This is a genomic window from Nocardia sp. X0981 (assembly GCF_977089955.1).
Window position 1 is genome coordinate 4,333,636 of the sequence record NZ_OZ372435.1, and the last position, 21,176, is coordinate 4,354,811.

Here is a 21,176-nt window from a genome sequence, read left to right on the forward strand (position 1 = left end):
ATGGCTGCATCATATTCGTTTCAGCTTTCGTCCGCGCAAAAAGCGCTGTGGTTGGCACAAAAGTTGGCACCGAGCCTGTCCAACAATATTTCCGGGTATTTGGATATTTCCGGTCCGATCGATCCTCCGGTAATGGATGCGGCGTTGCGGCGTACGTATGGTGAAGCGCGCACCTTGCAGGTCAATATCGTGGAGGACGCCACCGGCCCCCGCCAGGTGGTGCGTGATTGCAGTCGGTGGGATCCGTTCTTTATCGATGTCAGCGGCGACCCGGAGCCGGAATCCGCAGCGCGGAAATCGATGGACTATCTGGTCAGCCGGCCATTCGACTTGGAGCAGGACACCTTGTATCGGTCGGGACTCGTCAAGCTCGGCGAGTCCCAATTCTTCGTTTTGTTGGTGTTCCATCATATTGTGGTGGACGGATTCGGTGCCTATATTATCGCGCGTCGAATCGGAGAAGTGTATACCGCGTTGAAGAAGGGGCTTCCGGTCCCGGAGTCCGGGTTCGGTGGGCCCGAGTTGATCAATAGTGAAGACGTCGACTACCGAGGGTCCGATCTTTTCCTGCAGGACAGGGAGTTCTGGCGCAACTACACGTCCGAGCTGCCGGAGTCGATTCAGCTGCCGTCGAACCCGAGTTCGTCCGTTCCGGTGACTTTGCATCACGGACTGACGATTTCAGGCGATGATACCGGTGCATTGCTGGCGGCGGCGAATGCGTTGGGGGTGCCGGTTCCGGGTTTTCTTGCGGCGGTGGTAGCTTGTTTCTTTCACCGTCTTTCGGGTGCGTCGGAGTTTACGCTGCGGTTCGCGTTGGCAAACCGGGTCGGTGCCGCAAGTTCTACGCCGGGATTGGTGTCGAATGCGGTGCCGTTGCGCGTAAATGTGGGTCCGGGAGCGCGATTCGCCGAGATCGCCGAACATATGCGTGGCGAAATTCGATCCATTTTGCCGCATTCTCGCTATCAGGGTTCCGACATCAGGCGTGATATCGGATTATCGGGATTCGGTAAGAATCCGTTCGGTCCGATTCTGAACATAATTCCGTTCTTTGGGGCGATAGACTTCGCCGGCAGTCCTGCCTACATTCGTGGAGTTTCGTTCGGAACGAACGACGATGTTTCCATTTCCATCTACTATATCGGTAGCAGTGGCAATGCTCTGCATATCGAAATCGACGGAAACGGCCTCCTGTACAGCAGTGAGGATTTGAAGCTTTATTCCGAACAGCTGATGGCATTGTTCCGGGCAGTAGTGGCGGATCCGGAAGGCCGGATCGACCGGCTGTCTCTGCTCGACGAGTCCGAACGTCGGCGAGTGCTGGATGAATGGAACGACACCGCGGTCGCGGTGCCGGGGGTGACGGTGCCGGAGTTGTTCGAACAGCAGGTGGCCGCCACACCGGAGGCGGTGGCGGTGGTCTTCGCCGGCCGGCAGCTCACCTACCGGCAGCTCGCCGCGCGGGCGAACCGGTTGGCGCGGGTGTTGATCGGGCGTGGGGTGGGCCCGGAATCGGTGGTCGCGGTCGCGTTGGGCCGCGGCCCGCAACTGGTGACCGCGTTACTGGCCGTCCTCGAGGCCGGGGGCGCCTACCTGCCGATCGACCCCAACTATCCCAGCGAACGCACCGGATTCATCCTCACCGACGCCCACCCGGTACTGATCCTCACCGATACCACCACCGCGGCCGCGCTACCCCCCACCGAGACCGCGACACTGCTCCTGGACACCCTCCCCGACCAGCCCGAGCCCGAGCCCGGGGTCGGGGGGGAGGATGCCGGTGGGGTCACCGACACCGACCGGATCGGCGGGCTGGACCCGCGGCATCTGGCGTATGTGATGTACACATCCGGATCGACCGGTATCCCCAAAGGCGTGGCGATCAGCCACCGCAACGTGATCAATCTGGTGTTCCACGGCTGGCCGGCGGGCCGGCGCGCGCGGGTACTGATGTCCTCGTCGGTGGGTTTCGACGCCTCGGCCTATGAGATGTGGCCGGCGTTGCTGTCCGGCAGCGCGCTGGTGATCGCCGCGCCCGGCCCGGCGGACCCGGGCCTTCTGGAACGGCTGGTGCGGGAGCAGCGGGTGACCGCGTTGTTCGCGGCGACCCCGATGTTTCATCTGCTGGCGGCCCGGGCCGGGGAGCACCCCGGGACCTGGGCCGGGGTGGACCAGGTCGTCACCGCCGCGGATGTGCTGTCCCCGGCCGCGGTGGACCGGTTCCGCCGCGCCTGTCCCGAGGTCGAGGTGATCAACGCCTACGGGCCGACCGAGACCACGGTGTGTGCCACCTGGTACTCGGTGGCCGGATCCGATGAGCTGGATGGGGTGTCGGTATCGATCGGGTCGCCGATCGGTAATGCGCGGGTGTTCGTGCTGGACGCGGGGTTGATGCCGGTACCGGTGGGGGTGGTGGGGGAGTTGTATATCGCCGGTGCGGGAGTGGGGCGGGGGTATCGCGGCCGGGCGGGGTTGACCGCGGCCCGGTTCGTGGCCGATCCGTTCGCGGGAGCGGGGCAGCGGATGTATCGGACCGGGGATCTGGTGCGCTGGGATGGTGCGGGCCGGTTGGAGTTCGTCGGCCGCGCCGATGAACAGGTCAAGGTACGCGGGTTCCGGGTCGAACCGAAAGAGGTCGAATCGGTGCTGGTGGCGCATCCACAGGTCAGCCAGGCGGTGGTGGTGGCCCGCGACCTCGGACCCGAGCGGGCCGACAGCGCCGAGGGGGTGATGGGTAAACAGCTGGTGGGATATGTGGTACTCGAGGGCGGGGCCGGTGGTGCGGAGCTCGGGGCGGAGTTGCGGGGTTTTGCTGCTGGGCGGTTGCCGGAGTACATGGTGCCGGCGGTGGTGGTGGTCCTCGAGGGGCTTCCGTTGACTCCGTCGGGGAAGGTGGACCGGCGGGCTTTGCCGGTCCCGGATTACACCGCCGGGGTGTATCGGGCGCCGTCGACGCCGGTGGAGGAAGTGGTGGCGGCGGTGTTCGCCGAGGTACTCGGGGTGGCGCGGGTCGGGGCCGAGGACAATTTCTTCGATCTGGGTGGGGATTCGCTGTCCGCGACCCGGTTGGTGGCGCGGGTCGGGGCGGCGTTGGATACCGAGGTCGGGGTGCAGGCGGTGTTCGAGGCCCCGACGGTGGCGGGGCTGGCGGGCTGGATCACCACCGCCGCCGCCGCGGGTGGGGGGCGGCCGGTGCTGGTGGCGCGGGAACGCCCGGAGCGGGTGCCGTTGTCGTGGGCGCAGCAGCGGATGTGGTTCATCAATCAGTTCGATACCACTTCCCCGGCCTATAACGTGCCGGCCGCGATCCGGTTGACCGGTGTGCTGGATGTGGCCGCGTTGACCGCGGCGCTGGGGGATGTGCTGGACCGGCACGAAGCACTGCGCACGGTGTTTCCCGATTCCGGGGACGGCCCGGTGCAGGTGGTCGTGCCGGCCGGGCGGGCGGTACCGGACCTGACCCCGGTGCCGGTCACCGGGGGAGAGACGCGGGTGCGGCAACTGCTGGTGGAGGCGGCCTCGACCGGGTTCGATGTGACCACCGAGGTACCCGTGCGGGCCCGGTTGCTGCGGCTGGGCCCGCAGGTGCACGTGCTGGTGCTGGTGGTGCATCACATCGCGGCCGACGGGGTATCGATCACACCGTTGGCGCGGGATATGGGTACCGCGTACACCGCCCGCCTCGCGGGCACGGCCCCGCAGTGGGCGCCGCTGGCGGTGCAGTACGCCGATTACACGCTGTGGCAGCGGGAATGGCTGGGCTCGGAAACCGATCCCGACAGCGCCGCGGCGCGGCAGCTGCGGTATTGGCGGCAGGTCCTGGCCGGGGTCCCGCCGCTGCTGGCCCTACCGACCGACCGGCCGCGGCCGGCGCAGCGGTCGTTACGGGGCGCGGTGGTGGAATTCGGTATCGACGCGCAGTGTCATCGGGGGCTGCTGGCTCTGGCGCGGCGGCATCGGGCGTCGATGTTCATGACGATGCACGCGGCGTTGACGGTGCTGCTGGCCCGGTTGTCCGGGAGCGCCGACATCACCGTGGGTACCGCGATCGCCGGGCGCGGGCAGGCCGTCCTCGACGATGTGGTGGGGATGTTCGTCAATACCTTGGTGCTGCGTACCCGGGTGGACAGCGGGTGTGGTTTCGCCGCGCTGCTCGACCGCACCCGCGATACCGATCTCGCGGCGTTCGCGCATGCCGAGGTCCCGTTCGAGCGGGTGGTCGACGAGCTGGCCCCGACCCGGTCGGCGGCCTATGCCCCGCTGTTCCAGGTGGTGCTGGAATTACGGGAGAACACCCCGGTGCCCCTGCGGTTACCGGGATTGACGGTACGCACCGAAAGTATCGATGCCGGGGTGGCGAAGTTCGACCTGCAACTGGGTGTGGCCGAACAGTTCACCCCCGACGGTGTTCCCGCCGGGATAGCCGCCGATTTCACCTTCGCCACCGACCTGTTCGACCCGGCCACGGTCCGTGGTTTCGCCGACCGGTTCCTGCGTATCCTCGCCGCGGTGAGTACCGATCCCGCGGTAGCGGTCGGTGATATCGATATCCTCACTCCCACCGAACACCACGCCCTGGCCCCGGTCCGCGGCGCGGCGGGTGGGACACCGCGGTGCCTGCCGGAGGTGTTCACCGCTACCGCGGGGGCCTACCCGGAGACGGTAGCGGTCTCGGCCGGGGCGCGGGAGGTGTCGTATCGGGAACTGGACCGGTATTCCAACCGGTTGGCGCGGGTGTTGCTCGCCCGGGGCGCGGGCCCGGAAACGTTCGTGGCCATCGCGGTGGCCCGGTCGCTGGAGTCGGTGGCCGCGGTGTGGGCGGTGACCAAGACCGGGGCCGGGTTCCTGCCCATCGATCCCGGCTACCCCGGGGAGCGGATCACCCGGATGCTCACCGATTCCGGCGCCACCCTCGGCATCACCGTGTCCGGTGACCGTGACCGGCTACCGGGGACGGTGACTGTTGATTGGGTGGTGCTCGACGATCCCGCTGTGGACCGGGCCTGCGCCGGTTCCGCGGCCACCACGATCACCGACACCGACCGGCCCACCGGCCTGCTCCCGGACCATATCGCGTACCTGATCTACACCTCCGGTTCCACCGGGACCCCCAAAGGGGTCGCGGTCACCCACCGGGGGGTGAACAACGTCGCGGCCGAGTTACGGCAGCGCTGCACGGTCGGGCCGGGTTCGCGGGTGTTGTGTTTCGCTTCCCCGGGTTTCGATGCCTCGGTGCTGGAGTCGGTGATGGCTTTCGCTGCCGGGGCGACCCTGGTGATCGCGGCCCCGGGGGTCCGTGGTGGTAGCGAGCTGGCCGAGTTGCTGCGTAGCGCACACATCACTCACGGGTTCCTCACACCGACGGTGCTGGCCACGCTCGACCCCGGCGGTCTCGAGGAGTTCACCGAGGTGGTCACCGGTGCCGAGGCCTGTCCACCCCAGTTGGTCACCCGCTGGGCGGTGGGCCGGCGGCTCTACGACGCCTACGGGCCGACCGAGGCCACGATCATGTCCAATATCAGTGATCCGTTGCGGCCCGGGCGGCCGGTGACCATCGGGGGCCCGGCCCGTGGGGTGCGTGAGGTGGTGCTGGATGCCCGGTTGCGGCCGGTGCCGGTGGGTGTGGCCGGTGAGTTGTATTTGGCGGGTGCGGGGGTGGCGCGGGGGTATCACGGCCGGGTGGGGTTGACCGCGGCCCGGTTCGTGGCCGGCCCGTTCGCGGGGGTGGGGCAGCGGATGTATCGGACCGGGGATGTGGTGCGCTGGAACACCGCGGGGCAGTTGGAGTATGTGGGGCGTAACGATTCCCAGGTCAAGGTGCGGGGTTTCCGGATCGAGCCCGGGGAGATCGAGGCGGTACTCACCACCCATCCCCGGGTACGGCAAGCCGTCGTGACCACCCACACCAGCACCACAGACAGCAACGAAAACGAAGACGGGGGCGGGGACACCGCGTCCAGCACCCGCCTGGTGGGGTATGTAGTACTCCACCCCGGGGACGGCACCGGCACCGCAGACGGTGGTGCGCAGACCGCGGCGCAGTTGCGGGAGTTCGCCGCCGGGCGGTTACCGGAATACATGGTGCCCGCGGTGGTGATGGTCCTCGAGGAGCTTCCGCTGACCCCGTCGGGGAAGGTGGACCGGAAAGCCCTGCCGGTCCCGGATTTCGGGGTGGTGGCCGGTTCGGGCCGGGCGCCGTCGACGCCGGAAGAAGAAGTGCTGACAGGGTTGTTCGCCCAGGTCCTGGGCGTGGAACGGGTCGGGGTCCAGGACTCGTTCTTCGGCCTCGGTGGCGACAGCATCATGGCCATCCAACTGGTCGCCCGCGCCAAAGCCGCCGGAGTACTGATCTCGGCCCGCGATGTCTTCGAACGCAAAACCGTCACCGGCCTGGCCGAAACCGCGCGACCCAGCACCGGACCGGGCCCGGACGAGCTACCCGGCGGCGGGACCGGACCCATCACACCCACACCGATCCTGTCGTGGCTGCTCGACCACGACACCGGCATCGACCGCTTCTCCCAACAGGTCCTGCTCTCCCTACCGGACCACATCGACGAACCCACCCTGACCCGCACGGTACAAGCCGTACTCGACCACCACGACATACTCCGGGCCCACCTCCACCACGAAACCACCACCACCGGCACCAGCGAGACCACCGGCACCGAGGCCGGGACCGTTGGTTCCGGTGCTGGTGGGTGGGGGTTGACGGTCGCGCCGGTGGGGTCGGTGCCGGCGGCGGGGTTGATCCACCGGGTGCCGGTGGCGGGGCTGCGGGACGAGGAGTTCTCCGCGGTCCTGGCCGCCGAGTCCGAGGCCGCGGTGGACCGGCTGGATCCAGCGGCGGGAGTGGTGCTGCAACTGGTGTGGTTCGACCCCGGCCCCGAGGCCGTGACCGAGTTCGGTCCCGGTGTCGCGGACGCCGGACCGGTGGAGGCCGGGCCGACGGGTTCCGGTGTGCCGGATGCCGGGCCGACGGATGCCGGGTCGGTGGAGGCCGGGCTGTCGGAGGCCGGTGTGCCGGATGCGGGGGCGGGTGCTGGTGTGCCGGATGCGGGGGTGGTGGAGGCCGGGTTGGTGGATGCCGGTGTGGCGGGTGCCGGTGTGGTGGATGTGGCGGGTGCTGGTGGTCGGGGTGGCCGGTTGCTGGTGGTGGCGCATCATGTGGTGGTCGATGGGGTGTCGTGGCGGATTCTGATACCGGATCTGGCGGCGGCGTGGGCACGGATCGCGGCCGGTCGTGAGCCCGGGTTACCGGCGGTGGGGACCTCGATGCGGCGGTGGGCCGCGGGGCTGGCCGCGGCCGCGTGTGCGCGGGAGCGGGTCGCGGAGCTGGGGTTGTGGCAGGCGATGCTGGCCGGTCCCGATCCGCTGCTGGGCACCCGGCGGGTCGACCCGGCCGTGGATACCGCGGCAGCGGTGGACACGGTGACGGTGCGGATCCCGGCAGAGGTCACCGAAACGCTGCTGACCACGGTGCCGCGGCGGTTCCACGGCAGTGTCGAGGACGGGTTGCTGGCCGGGCTGGCGCTGGCGGTGACCCGCTGGCGCCGCGACCACGACCGTGGTGGGGGGCCGGTGCTGGTGGGGGTGGAGGGCCACGGCCGGGAAGAACAGGTAGTGGCCGGGGCGGACCTGTCGCGCACGGTGGGCTGGTTCACCACGATCTTCCCGGTCCGGTTGGATCTGGGCGGGATCGATGTGGACCGGGCGCTGGCCGCCGGCCCCGCCGCGGGCGCGGTGGTCAAGACGGTCAAAGAACAACTACGGGCCCTGCCCGATCACGGGATCGGCTACGGGTTGCTGCGCTACCTCAATCCCGAGACCGCGCCGCTGCTGGCGGCGTTACCGTCCCCGCAGATCGGGTTCAACTACCTGGGCCGGGTCGCCCTCACCCCGCCCGGCACCGGCACCGGCACCGAGGCCGGGGCCGGGGCCGGGGCCGGTGCGGGGCGGGGGTGGGTGCCGGTGGAGATCGGTGCGGCTACCGGCCGGGCCCGGGAACTGCCCCCGGACACGAGCCTCGATATCAATGCCGTGGTCACCGACACCGCCGACGGGCCGGTCCTGCGGGCGGGGTGGTCGTTCCCGCCCGGGGTGCTGACCGCCGGGCAGGTCCGGCAGCTGGCGCGGTGGTGGACGACCGCGTTGACCGCGCTGGCCACCCACGCCACCGGTCCCGGCGCCGGGGGTTTGACTCCCTCGGATCTGGGGCTGCTGCGGTTGACTCAACCCGGTATCGACACCCTCGAACACCGCTTCCCCGGGCTGCGGCAGGTATGGCCGCTGGCGCCGCTGCAGACCGGGCTGTTGTTCCACGCCCTGCTGGCCGAGGAATCGGTGGACGCCTACCTGGTGCAACTGGTTTTGGACCTGCACGGAGAAATACAACCCCACCGGCTGCGTACCGCGGCCACCGCGCTGCTGCACCGCCACCCCAACCTCGCCGCCGGATTCGTCCACAACCCCGACCCGGACCACAACGCCGAGGCGATGTTCGTGCAGGTGGTGCCGGACGGGGTGGAGGTACCGGTGCGGGTGGTGGATCTGAGCGGGGTCGAGGAACCCGCGCAGCAGGCGGCGATCGAGGAACTGCTGGACACCGACCGGGGTAGCTCTTTCACCATGGCCGCTCCGCCGCTGCTGCGGTTGATGCTGATCACCGTGGGCCCCCGGCAGCACCGGCTGGTGCTGACCAACCATCACATCCTGCTCGACGGCTGGTCGACCCCGCTGCTGATCCGGGAACTGCTGCTGCTGTATGCCGCCGGAGGGGATCCCGCCGCGTTGCCGCGGGCTTGTTCCTACCAGCGGTATTTGGCCTGGCTCGCCGGCCGGGACGTGCGGGCCTCCCGGGCGGTGTGGGCCCGGGCGCTGGCCGGGGCCGGGGAACCGACCCTGCTGGCCCCGGCCGGGCGGGGCCGGCAACTCGCGGCCTTCCCCGATGAGATGAGTGTGGAGGTGAGTGAGGACCACACCAGCGCGCTGGCGGTACTGGCCCGCGAGCTCGGGGTCACGCTGAACACGATGGTCCAGGCCGGGTGGGCTCTTGTGGTGTCGGCCTGGACCGGCCGGCAGGACGTGGTGTTCGGGGGTGTGGTCTCCGGGCGCCCGGCCCAGGTTCCCGGGATCGAGGACATGATCGGGTTGTTCATCAACACCGTGCCGGTGCGGATCACGCTGGATCCCGGGGAAACCCTGGCCCAGCTGCTGGTCCGGGTCCAAGCCGAGCAGGCGGCGCTGCTGGAACACCACTACCTCGGCCTGACCGAGATCCAGCAGGCCGCCGGCCCGGGGGCGCGGTTCGACACGTTGACGGTGTTCGAGTCCTACCCCGTCGAACGCGCCGAGCTGACCCGGGCCACCGACCTGGCCGGGATCCGGGTCACCGGGATCAGCGGACACGACGCCACCCACTACCCGTTGACCCTGGCCGCTTCCGGCTCGACCCGGCTGCACCTATCGGTGAAATACCTGCCCGACCTGTTCGACCCCGCCCTCATCGAGTCCGTCCTGACCCGCCTGACCCACCTGCTCACCACCTTCACCACCAGCCCCTCCACCCCGCTGGCGCGGGTGGAGTTGCTCACCCCCGACGAGTACCGGCACCTCGTGCCGGTCCGCGGCGCGGCGGGTGGGACACCGCGGTGCCTGCCGGAGGTGTTCACCGCTACCGCGGGGGCCTACCCGGAGACGGTAGCGGTCTCGGCCGGGGCGCGGGAGGTGTCGTATCGGGAACTGGACCGGTATTCCAACCGGTTGGCGCGGGTGTTGCTCGCCCGGGGCGCGGGCCCGGAAACGTTCGTGGCCATCGCGGTGGCCCGGTCGCTGGAGTCGGTGGCCGCGGTGTGGGCGGTGACCAAGACCGGGGCCGGGTTCCTGCCCATCGATCCCGGCTACCCCGGGGAGCGGATCACCCGGATGCTCACCGATTCCGGCGCCACCCTCGGCATCACCGTGTCCGGTGACCGTGACCGGCTACCGGGGACGGTGACTGTTGATTGGGTGGTGCTCGACGATCCCGCTGTGGAACGGGCCTGCGCCGGTTCCGCGGCCACCACGATCACCGACACCGACCGGCCCACCGGCCTGCTCCCGGACCATATCGCGTACCTGATCTACACCTCCGGTTCCACCGGGACCCCCAAAGGCGTCGCGGTCACCCACCGGGGCCTGGCCGATCTGGCCGTCACCGAACAACGACACCTCGCGGTGACCGGTCGGGCGCGTGTCTCGCATGCGGCTTCCCCGAGTTTCGATGCCTCGATCTATGAGATGCTCATGGCCTTCGCCGCCGGGGCGACGCTGGTGATCGTCCCGCCGGCGGTCTACGGTGGCGCCGAACTGGCTCACCTGCTGCGCACCGAACACATCACCCACGCGTTCCTGACTCCTACCGCGCTTGCTTCCCTGGACCCGGCCGGTCTCGACACGTTGCAGACCCTGGCGGTGGCGGGGGAAGCGCTTTCCGCGGAGGTGGCCGACCGGTGGGCCCGCGACCGGGCGGTGTTCAACGCCTACGGGCCCACCGAGGCCACCATCCAGGCCACCATCAGCGATCCGTTGCGGCCCGGGCGGCCGGTGACCATCGGTACCCCGGCCACCGGGTTCGGTGTCGTGGTGCTGGATGCCCGGTTGCGGCCGGTGCCGGTGGGTGTGGCCGGTGAGTTGTATTTGGCGGGTGCGGGGGTGGCGCGGGGGTATCACGGCCGGGTGGGGTTGACCGCGGCCCGGTTCGTGGCCGGCCCGTTCGCGGGGGTGGGGCAGCGGATGTATCGGACCGGGGATGTGGTGCGCTGGAACACCGCGGGGCAGTTGGAGTATGTGGGGCGTAACGATTCCCAGGTCAAGGTGCGGGGTTTCCGGATCGAGCCCGGGGAGATCGAGGCGGTACTCACCACCCATCCCCGGGTACGGCAAGCCGTCGTGACCACCCACACCAGCACCACAGACAGCAACGAAAACGGAGACGGGGGCGGGGACACCGTGTCCAGCACCCGCCTGGTGGGGTATGTAGTACTCCACACCGGCGCCGCGGACGGGAACGGGCACGGCACCGGCACCGGCACCGGTACCGGCACCGGTACCGGTACCGGTACCGGTACCGGTACCGGGAGTGGTGGTGTGGGGATCGGGGCGGAGTTGCGGGGTTTTGCTGCTGGGCGGTTGCCGGAGTACATGGTGCCGGCGGTGGTGATGGTGGTCGAGGAGCTCCCGTTGACTCCGTCGGGGAAGGTGGACCGGCGGGCTTTGCCGGTCCCGGATTACACCGCTGGGGTGTATCGGGCGCCGTCGACGCCGGTGGAGGAAGTGGTGGCGGCGGTGTTCGCCGAGGTACTCGGGGTGGCGCGGGTCGGGGCCGAGGACAATTTCTTCGATCTGGGTGGGGATTCGCTGTCCGCGACCCGGTTGGTGGCGCGGGTCGGGGCGGCGTTGGATACCGAGGTCGGGGTGCAGGCGGTGTTCGAGGCCCCGACGGTGGCGGGGCTGGCGGGCTGGATCACCACCGCCGCCGCCGCGGGTGGGGGACGGCCGGTGCTGGTGGCGCGGGAACGCCCGGAGCGGGTGCCGTTGTCGTGGGCGCAGCAGCGGATGTGGTTCATCAATCAGTTCGATACCACTTCCCCGGCCTATAACGTGCCGGCCGCGATCCGGTTGACCGGTGTGCTGGATGTGGCCGCGTTGACCGCGGCGCTGGGGGATGTGCTGGACCGGCACGAAGCACTGCGCACGGTGTTTCCCGATTCCGGGGACGGCCCGGTACAGGTGGTCGTGCCGGCCGGGCGGGCGGTACCGGACCTGACCCCGGTGCCGGTCACCGGGGGAGAGGCGCGGGTGCGGCAACTGCTGGTGGAAGCGGCCTCGACCGGGTTCGATGTGACCACCGAGGTACCCGTGCGGGCCCGGTTGCTGCGGCTGGGCCCGCAGGTGCACGTGCTGGTGCTGGTGGTGCATCACATCGCGGCCGACGGGGTATCGATCACACCGTTGGCGCGGGATATGGGTACCGCGTACACCGCCCGCCTCGCGGGCACGGCCCCGCAGTGGGCGCCGCTGGCGGTGCAGTACGCCGATTACACGCTGTGGCAGCGGGAATGGCTGGGCTCGGAAACCGATCCCGACAGCGCCGCGGCGCGGCAGCTGCGGTATTGGCGGCAGGTCCTGGCCGGGGTCCCGCCGCTGCTGGACCTGCCGACCGACCGGCCGCGGCCGGCGCAGCGGTCGTTACGGGGCGCGGTGGTGGAATTCGGTATCGACGCGCAGTGTCATCAGGGGCTGCTGGCTCTGGCGCGGCGGCATCGGGCGTCGGTGTTCATGACGATGCACGCGGCGTTGACGGTGCTGCTGGCCCGGTTGTCCGGGAGCGCCGACATCACCGTGGGTACCGCGATCGCCGGGCGCGGGCAGGCCGTCCTCGACGATGTGGTGGGGATGTTCGTCAATACCTTGGTGCTGCGTACCCGGGTGGACAGCGGGTGTGGTTTCGCCGCGCTGCTCGACCGCACCCGCGACACCGATCTCGCGGCGTTCGCGCATGCCGAGGTCCCGTTCGAGCGGGTGGTCGACGAGCTGGCCCCGACCCGGTCGGCGGCCTATGCCCCGCTGTTCCAGGTGGTGCTGGAATTACGGGAGAACACCCCGGTGCCCCTGCGGTTACCGGGATTGACGGTACGCACCGAAAGTATCGATGCCGGGGTGGCGAAGTTCGACCTGCAACTGGGTGTGGCCGAACAGTTCACCCCCGACGGTGTTCCCGCCGGGATAGCCGCCGATTTCACCTTCGCCACCGACCTGTTCGACCCGGCCACGGTCCGTGGTTTCGCCGACCGGTTCCTGCGTATCCTCGCCGCGGTGAGTACCGATCCCGCGGTAGCGGTCGGTGATATCGATATCCTCACTCCCACCGAACACCACGCCCTGGCCCCGGTCCGCGGCGCGGCGGGTGGGACACCGCGGTGCCTGCCGGAGGTGTTCACCGCTACCGCGGGGGCCTACCCGGAAACGGTAGCGGTCTCGGCCGGGGCGCGGGAGGTGTCGTATCGGGAACTGGACCGGTATTCCAACCGGTTGGCGCGGGTGTTGCTCGCCCGGGGCGCGGGCCCGGAAACGTTCGTGGCCATCGCGGTGGCCCGGTCGCTGGAGTCGGTGGCCGCGGTGTGGGCGGTGACCAAGACCGGGGCCGGGTTCCTGCCCATCGATCCCGGCTACCCCGGGGAGCGGATCACCCGGATGCTCACCGATTCCGGCGCCACCCTCGGCATCACGACCTCCCACGAACACCCCGGACTACCCGGGACCGTGACTGTTGATTGGGTGGTGCTCGACGATCCCGCTGTGGAACGGGCCTGCGCCGGTTCCGCGGCCACCACGATCACCGACACCGACCGGCCCACCGGCCTGCGCCTCGACCATATCGCGTACCTGATCTACACCTCCGGTTCCACCGGGACCCCCAAAGGCGTCGCGGTCACCCACCGGGGCCTGGCCGATCTGGCCGTCACCGAACAACGACACCTCGCGGTGACCGGTCGGGCGCGTGTCTCGCATGCGGCTTCCCCGAGTTTCGATGCCTCGATCTATGAGATGCTCATGGCCTTCGCCGCCGGGGCGACGCTGGTGATCGTCCCGCCGGCGGTCTACGGTGGCGCCGAACTGGCTCACCTGCTGCGCACCGAACACATCACCCACGCGTTCCTGACTCCTACCGCGCTTGCTTCCCTGGACCCGGCCGGTCTCGACACGTTGCAGACCCTGGCGGTGGCGGGGGAAGCGCTTTCCGCGGAGGTGGCCGACCGGTGGGCCCGCGACCGGGCGGTGTTCAACGCCTACGGGCCCACCGAGGCCACCATCCAGGCCACCATCAGCGATCCGTTGCGGCCCGGGCAGCCGGTGACCATCGGTACCCCGGCCACCGGGTTCGGTGTCGTGGTGCTGGATGCCCGGTTGCGGCCGGTCCCGGTGGGTGTGGCCGGTGAGTTGTATTTGGCGGGTGCGGGGGTGGCGCGGGGGTATCACGGCCGGGTGGGGTTGACCGCGGCCCGGTTCGTGGCCGGCCCGTTCGCGGGGGCGGGGCAGCGGATGTATCGGACCGGGGATGTGGTGCGCTGGAACACCGCGGGGCAGTTGGAGTATGTGGGGCGTAACGATTCCCAGGTCAAGGTGCGGGGTTTCCGGATCGAGCCCGGGGAGATCGAGGCGGTACTCACCACCCATCCCCGGGTACGGCAAGCCGTCGTGACCACCCACACCAGCACCACAGACAGCAACGAAAACGGAGACGGGGGCGGGGACACCGTGTCCAGCACCCGCCTGGTGGGGTATGTAGTACTCCACCCCGACACCGGCACCGGCACCGATACCGATACGGGGAATGGTGGTGTGGGGATCGGGGCGCAGTTGCGGGAGTTCGCCGCCGGGCGGTTACCGGAATACATGGTGCCCGCGGTGGTGATGGTGCTCGAGGAGCTCCCGTTGACCCCGTCGGGGAAGCTGGACCGGAAAGCCCTGCCGGCCCCCGACTACACCACCGGGGTGTACCGGGCGCCGTCGACGCCGGAAGAAGAAGTGCTGACAGGGTTGTTCGCCCAGGTCCTGGGCGTGGAACGGGTCGGGGTCCAGGACTCGTTCTTCGGCCTCGGTGGCGACAGCATCATGGCCATCCAACTGGTCGCCCGCGCCAAAGCCGCCGGAGTACTGATCTCGGCCCGCGATGTCTTCGAACGCAAAACCGTCGCCGGCCTGGCCGAAACCGCGCGACCCAGCACCACCGGACCGGGCCCGGCCGAGCTACCCGGCGGCGGGACCGGACCCATCACACCCACACCGATCCTGTCGTGGCTGCTCGACCACGACACCGGCATCGACCGCTTCTCCCAACAGGTCCTGCTCTCCCTACCGGACCACATCGACGAACCCACCCTGACCCGCACGGTACAAGCCGTACTCGACCACCACGACATACTCCGGGCCCACCTCCACCACGAAACCACCACCGGTCCTGCTACCGGCGACACCGCCGAGGCCACAACCACCACCACCGACGCCATTACCCATGGTCCTGCTACCGGCGAGACCGCTGGCACCGGCACCGGCACCGGCACCACTACCACCGGTGATACTGCTACCACCGGCGAGGCCGGGACCGCTGGTTCCGGTGCGGGTGGGTGGGGGTTGACGGTCGCGCCGGTGGGGTCGGTGCCGGCGGCGGGGTTGATCCACCGGGTGCCGGTGGCGGGGTTGCGGGACGAGGAGTTCTCCGCGGTCCTGGCCGCCGAGTCCGAGGCCGCGGTGGACCGGCTGGATCCAGCGGCGGGAGTGGTGCTGCAACTGGTGTGGTTCGACCCCGGTTCCCGGCCGGATCCCAGTGCCGGGCCAGCGGGTACCGGGATGTCAGGTTCTGAGGTGGTGTGTGCCGGGCCGACGGGTTCCGGTGTGCCGGATGCCGGGCTGTCGGATGCCGGTGTGCCGGATGCGGGGGCGGTGGAGGCCGGGTCGGTGGAGGCCGGTGTGGCGGGTGCCGGTGTGGTGGATGTGGCGGGTGCTGGTGGTCGGGGTGGCCGGTTGCTGGTGGTGGCGCATCATGTGGTGGTCGATGGGGTGTCGTGGCGGATTCTGATACCGGATCTGGCGGCGGCGTGGGCACGGATCGCGGCCGGTCGTGAGCCCGGGTTACCGGCGGTGGGGACCTCGATGCGGCGGTGGGCCGCGGGGCTGGCCGCGGCCGCGTGTGCGCGGGAGCGGGTCGCGGAGCTGGGGTTGTGGCAGGCGATGCTGGCCGGTCCCGATCCGCTGCTGGGCACCCGGCGGGCCGACCCGGCCGTGGATACCGCGGCAGCGGTGGACACGGTGACGGTGCGGATCCCGGCAGAGGTCACCGAAACGCTGCTGACCACGGTGCCGCGGCGGTTCCACGGCAGTGTCGAGGACGGGTTGCTGGCCGGGCTGGCGCTGGCGGTGACCCGCTGGCGCCGCGACCACGACCGTGGTGGGGGGCCGGTGCTGGTGGGGGTGGAGGGCCACGGCCGGGAAGAACAGGTAGTGGCCGGGGCGGACCTGTCGCGCACGGTGGGCTGGTTCACCACGATCTTCCCGGTCCGGTTGGATCTGGGCGGGATCGATGTGGACCGGGCGCTGGCCGCCGGCCCCGCCGCGGGCGCGGTGGTCAAGACGGTCAAAGAACAACTACGGGCCCTGCCCGATCACGGGATCGGCTACGGGTTGCTGCGCTACCTCAATCCCGAGACCGCGCCGCTGCTGGCGGCGTTACCGTCCCCGCAGATCGGGTTCAACTACCTGGGCCGGGTCGCCCTCACCCCGCCCGGCACCGGCACCGGCACCGAGGCCGGGGCCGGGGCCGGGGCCGGTGCGGGGCGGGGGTGGGTGCCGGTGGAGATCGGTGCGGCTACCGGCCGGGCCCGGGAACTGCCCCCGGACACGAGCCTCGATATCAATGCCGTGGTCACCGACACCGCCGACGGGCCGGTCCTGCGGGCGGGGTGGTCGTTCCCGCCCGGGGTGCTGACCGCCGGGCAGGTCCGGCAGCTGGCGCGGTGGTGGACGACCGCGTTGACCGCGCTGGCCACCCACGCCACCGGTCCCGGCGCCGGGGGTTTGACTCCCTCGGATCTGGGGCTGCTGCGGTTGACTCAACCCGGTATCGACACCCTCGAACACCGCTTCCCCGGGCTGCGGCAGGTATGGCCGCTGGCGCCGCTGCAGACCGGGCTGTTGTTCCACGCCCTGCTGGCCGAGGAATCGGTGGACGCCTACCTGGTGCAACTGGTTTTGGACCTGCACGGAGAAATACAACCCCACCGGCTGCGTACCGCGGCCACCGCGCTGCTGCACCGCCACCCCAACCTCGCCGCCGGATTCGTCCACAACCCCGACCCGGACCCCACCGCCGAGGCGATGTTCGTGCAGGTGGTGCCGGACGGGGTGGAGGTACCGGTGCGGGTGGTGGATCTGAGCGGGGTCGAGGAACCCGCGCAGCAGGCGGCGATCGAGGAACTGCTGGACACCGACCGGGGTAGCTCTTTCACCATGGCCGCTCCGCCGCTGCTGCGGTTGATGCTGATCACCGTGGGCCCCCGGCAGCACCGGCTGGTGCTGACCAACCATCACATCCTGCTCGACGGCTGGTCGACCCCGCTGCTGATCCGGGAACTGCTGCTGCTGTATGCCGCCGGAGGGGATCCCGCCGCGTTGCCGCGGGCTTGTTCCTACCAGCGGTATTTGGCCTGGCTCGCCGGCCGGGACGTGCGGGCCTCCCGGGCGGTGTGGGCCCGGGCGCTGGCCGGGGCCGGGGAACCGACCCTGCTGGCCCCGGCCGGGCGGGGCCGGCAACTCGCGGCCTTCCCCGATGAGATGAGTGTGGAGGTGAGTGAGGACCACACCAGCGCGCTGGCGGTACTGGCCCGCGAGCTCGGGGTCACGATGAACACGATGGTCCAGGCCGGGTGGGCTCTTGTGGTGTCGGCCTGGACCGGCCGGCAGGACGTGGTGTTCGGGGGTGTGGTCTCCGGGCGCCCGGCCCAGGTTCCCGGGATCGAGGACATGATCGGGTTGTTCATCAACACCGTGCCGGTGCGGATCACGCTGGATCCCGGGGAAACCCTGGCCCAGCTGCTGGTCCGGGTCCAAGCCGAGCAGGCGGCGCTGCTGGAACACCACTACCTCGGCCTGACCGAGATCCAGCAGGCCGCCGGCCCGGGGGCGCGGTTCGACACGTTGACGGTGTTCGAGTCCTACCCCGTCGAACGCGCCGAGCTGACCCGGGCCACCGACCTGGCCGGGATCCGGGTCACCGGGATCAGCGGACACGACGCCACCCACTACCCGTTGACCCTGGCCGCTTCCGGCTCGACCCGGCTGCACCTATCGGTGAAATACCTGCCCGACCTGTTCGACCCCGCCCTCATCGAGTCCGTCCTGACCCGCCTGACCCACCTGCTCACCACCTTCACCACCAGCCCCTCCACCCCGCTGGCGCGGGTGGAGTTGCTCACCCCCGACGAGTACCGGCACCTCGTGCCGGTCCGCGGCGCGGCGGGTGGGACACCGCGGTGCCTGCCGGAGGTGTTCACCGCTACCGCGGGGGCCTACCCGGAGACGGTAGCGGTCTCGGCCGGGGCGCGGGAGGTGTCGTATCGGGAACTGGACCGGTATTCCAACCGGTTGGCGCGGGTGTTGCTCGCCCGGGGCGCGGGCCCGGAAACGTTCGTGGCCATCGCGGTGGCCCGGTCGCTGGAGTCGGTGGCCGCGGTGTGGGCGGTGACCAAGACCGGGGCCGGGTTCCTGCCCATCGATCCCGGCTACCCCGGGGAGCGGATCACCCGGATGCTCACCGATTCCGGCGCCACCCTCGGCATCACGACCTCCCACGAACACCCCGGACTACCCGGGATCGTGACTGTTGATTGGGTGGTGCTCGACGATCCCGCTGTGGAACGGGCCTGCGCCGGTTCCGCGGCCACCACGATCACCGACACCGACCGGCCCACCGGCCTGCGCCCCGACCATATCGCGTACCTGATCTACACCTCCGGTTCCACCGGGACCCCCAAAGGCGTCGCGGTCACCCACCGGGGGGTGAACAACGTCGCGGCCGAGTTACGCCAGCGCTGCACGGTCGGGCCGGGTTCGCGGGTGCTGTGTTTCGCTTCCCCGGGTTTCGATGCCTCGGTGCTGGAGTCGGTGATGGCCTTCGCTGCCGGGGCGACCCTGGTGATCGCGGCCCCGGGGGTCCGCGGTGGTAGCGAGCTGGCCGAGTTGCTGCGTGCCGCACACATCACTCACGGGTTCCTCACACCGACGGTGCTGGCCACGCTCGACCCCGGCGGTCTCGAAGAGTTCACCGAGGTGGTCACCGGTGCCGAGGCCTGTCCACCCCAGTTGGTCACCCGCTGGGCGGTGGGCCGGCGGCTCTACGACGCCTACGGGCCGACCGAGGCCACGATCATGTCCAATATCAGTGATCCGTTGCGGCCCGGGCGGCCGGTGACCATCGGGGGCCCGGCCCGTGGGGTGCGTGAGGTGGTGCTGGATGCCCGGTTGCGGCCGGTCCCGGTGGGTGTGGCCGGTGAGTTGTATTTGGCGGGTGCGGGGGTGGCGCGGGGGTATCACGGCCGGGTGGGGTTGACCGCGGCCCGGTTCGTGGCCGGCCCGTTCGCGGGGGCGGGGCAGCGGATGTATCGGACCGGGGATGTGGTGCGCTGGAACACCGCGGGGCAGTTGGAGTATGTGGGGCGTAACGATTCCCAGGTCAAGGTGCGGGGTTTCCGGATCGAGCCCGGGGAGATCGAGGCGGTACTCACCACCCATCCCCGGGTACGGCAAGCCGTCGTGACCACCCACACCAGCACCACAGACAGCAACGAAAACGGAGACGGGGGCGGGGACACCGTGTCCAGCACCCGCCTGGTGGGGTATGTAGTACTCCACACCGGCGCCGCGGACGGGAACGGGCACGGCACCGGCACCGGCACCGGTACCGGCACCGGTACCGGTACCGGTACCGGTACCGGTACCGGGAGTGGTGGTGTGGGGATCGGGGCGGAGTTGCGGGGTTTTGCTGCTGGGCGGTTGCCGGAGTACATGGTGCCGGCGGTGGTGATGGTGGTCGAGGAGCTCCCGTTGACTCCGTCGGGGAAGGTGGACCGGCGGGCTTTGCCGGTCCCGGATTACACCGCTGGGGTGTATCGGGCGCCGTCGACGCCGGTGGAGGAAGTGGTGGCGGCGGTGTTCGCCGAGGTACTCGGGGTGGCGCGGGTCGGGGCCGAGGACAATTTCTTCGATCTGGGTGGGGATTCGCTGTCCGCGACCCGGTTGGTGGCGCGGGTCGGGGCGGCGTTGGATACCGAGGTCGGGGTGCAGGCGGTGTTCGAGGCCCCGACGGTGGCGGGGCTGGCGGGCTGGATCACCACCGCCGCCGCCGCGGGTGGGGGACGGCCGGTGCTGGTGGCGCGGGAACGCCCGGAGCGGGTGCCGTTGTCGTGGGCGCAGCAGCGGATGTGGTTCATCAATCAGTTCGATACCACTTCCCCGGCCTATAACGTGCCGGCCGCGATCCGGTTGACCGGTGTGCTGGATGTGGCCGCGTTGACCGCGGCGCTGGGGGATGTGCTGGACCGGCACGAAGCACTGCGCACGGTGTTTCCCGATTCCGGGGACGGCCCGGTACAGGTGGTCGTGCCGGCCGGGCGGGCGGTACCGGACCTGACCCCGGTGCCGGTCACCGGGGGAGAGGCGCGGGTGCGGCAACTGCTGGTGGAAGCGGCCTCGACCGGGTTCGATGTGACCACCGAGGTACCCGTGCGGGCCCGGTTGCTGCGGCTGGGCCCGCAGGTGCACGTGCTGGTGCTGGTGGTGCATCACATCGCGGCCGACGGGGTATCGATCACACCGTTGGCGCGGGATATGGGTACCGCGTACACCGCCCGCCTCGCGGGCACGGCCCCGCAGTGGGCGCCGCTGGCGGTGCAGTACGCCGATTACACGCTGTGGCAGCGGGAATGGCTGGGCTCGGAAACCGATCCCGACAGCGCCGCGGCGCGGCAGCTGCGGTATTGGCGGCAGGTCCTGGCCGGGGTCCCGCCGCTGCTGGACCTGCCGACCGACCGGCCGCGGCCGGCGCAGCGGTCGTTACGGGGCGCGGTGGTGGAATTCGGTATCGACGCGCAGTGTCATCAGGGGCTGCTGGCTCTGGCGCGGCGGCATCGGGCGTCGGTGTTCATGACGATGCACGCGGCGTTGACGGTGCTGCTGGCCCGGTTGTCCGGGAGCGCCGACATCACCGTGGGTACCGCGATCGCCGGGCGCGGGCAGGCCGTCCTCGACGATGTGGTGGGGATGTTCGTCAATACCTTGGTGCTGCGTACCCGGGTGGACAGCGGGTGTGGTTTCGCCGCGCTGCTCGACCGCACCCGCGACACCGATCTCGCGGCGTTCGCGCATGCCGAGGTCCCGTTCGAGCGGGTGGTCGACGAGCTGGCCCCGACCCGGTCGGCGGCCTATGCCCCGCTGTTCCAGGTGGTGCTGGAATTACGGGAGAACACCCCGGTGCCCCTGCGGTTACCGGGATTGACGGTACGCACCGAAAGTATCGATGCCGGGGTGGCGAAGTTCGACCTGCAACTGGGTGTGGCCGAACAGTTCACCCCCGACGGTGT

At 70.1% G+C, this 21,176-nt stretch carries 1 protein-coding gene (running past one end of the window); it reads left to right on the forward strand.

All coding sequences use genetic code 11. From position 1 onward, the window contains the following. A protein-coding gene (locus tag ACYR7D_RS19145) for a non-ribosomal peptide synthase/polyketide synthase (protein WP_459545899.1) crosses the window boundary here: on the forward strand, positions 1 to 21,176 show its 5' portion. It continues 17,245 nt past the right edge of the window; the window shows 21,176 of its 38,421 coding nt (coding positions 1-21,176); the start codon lies at positions 1 to 3; its stop codon lies beyond the right edge, outside the window.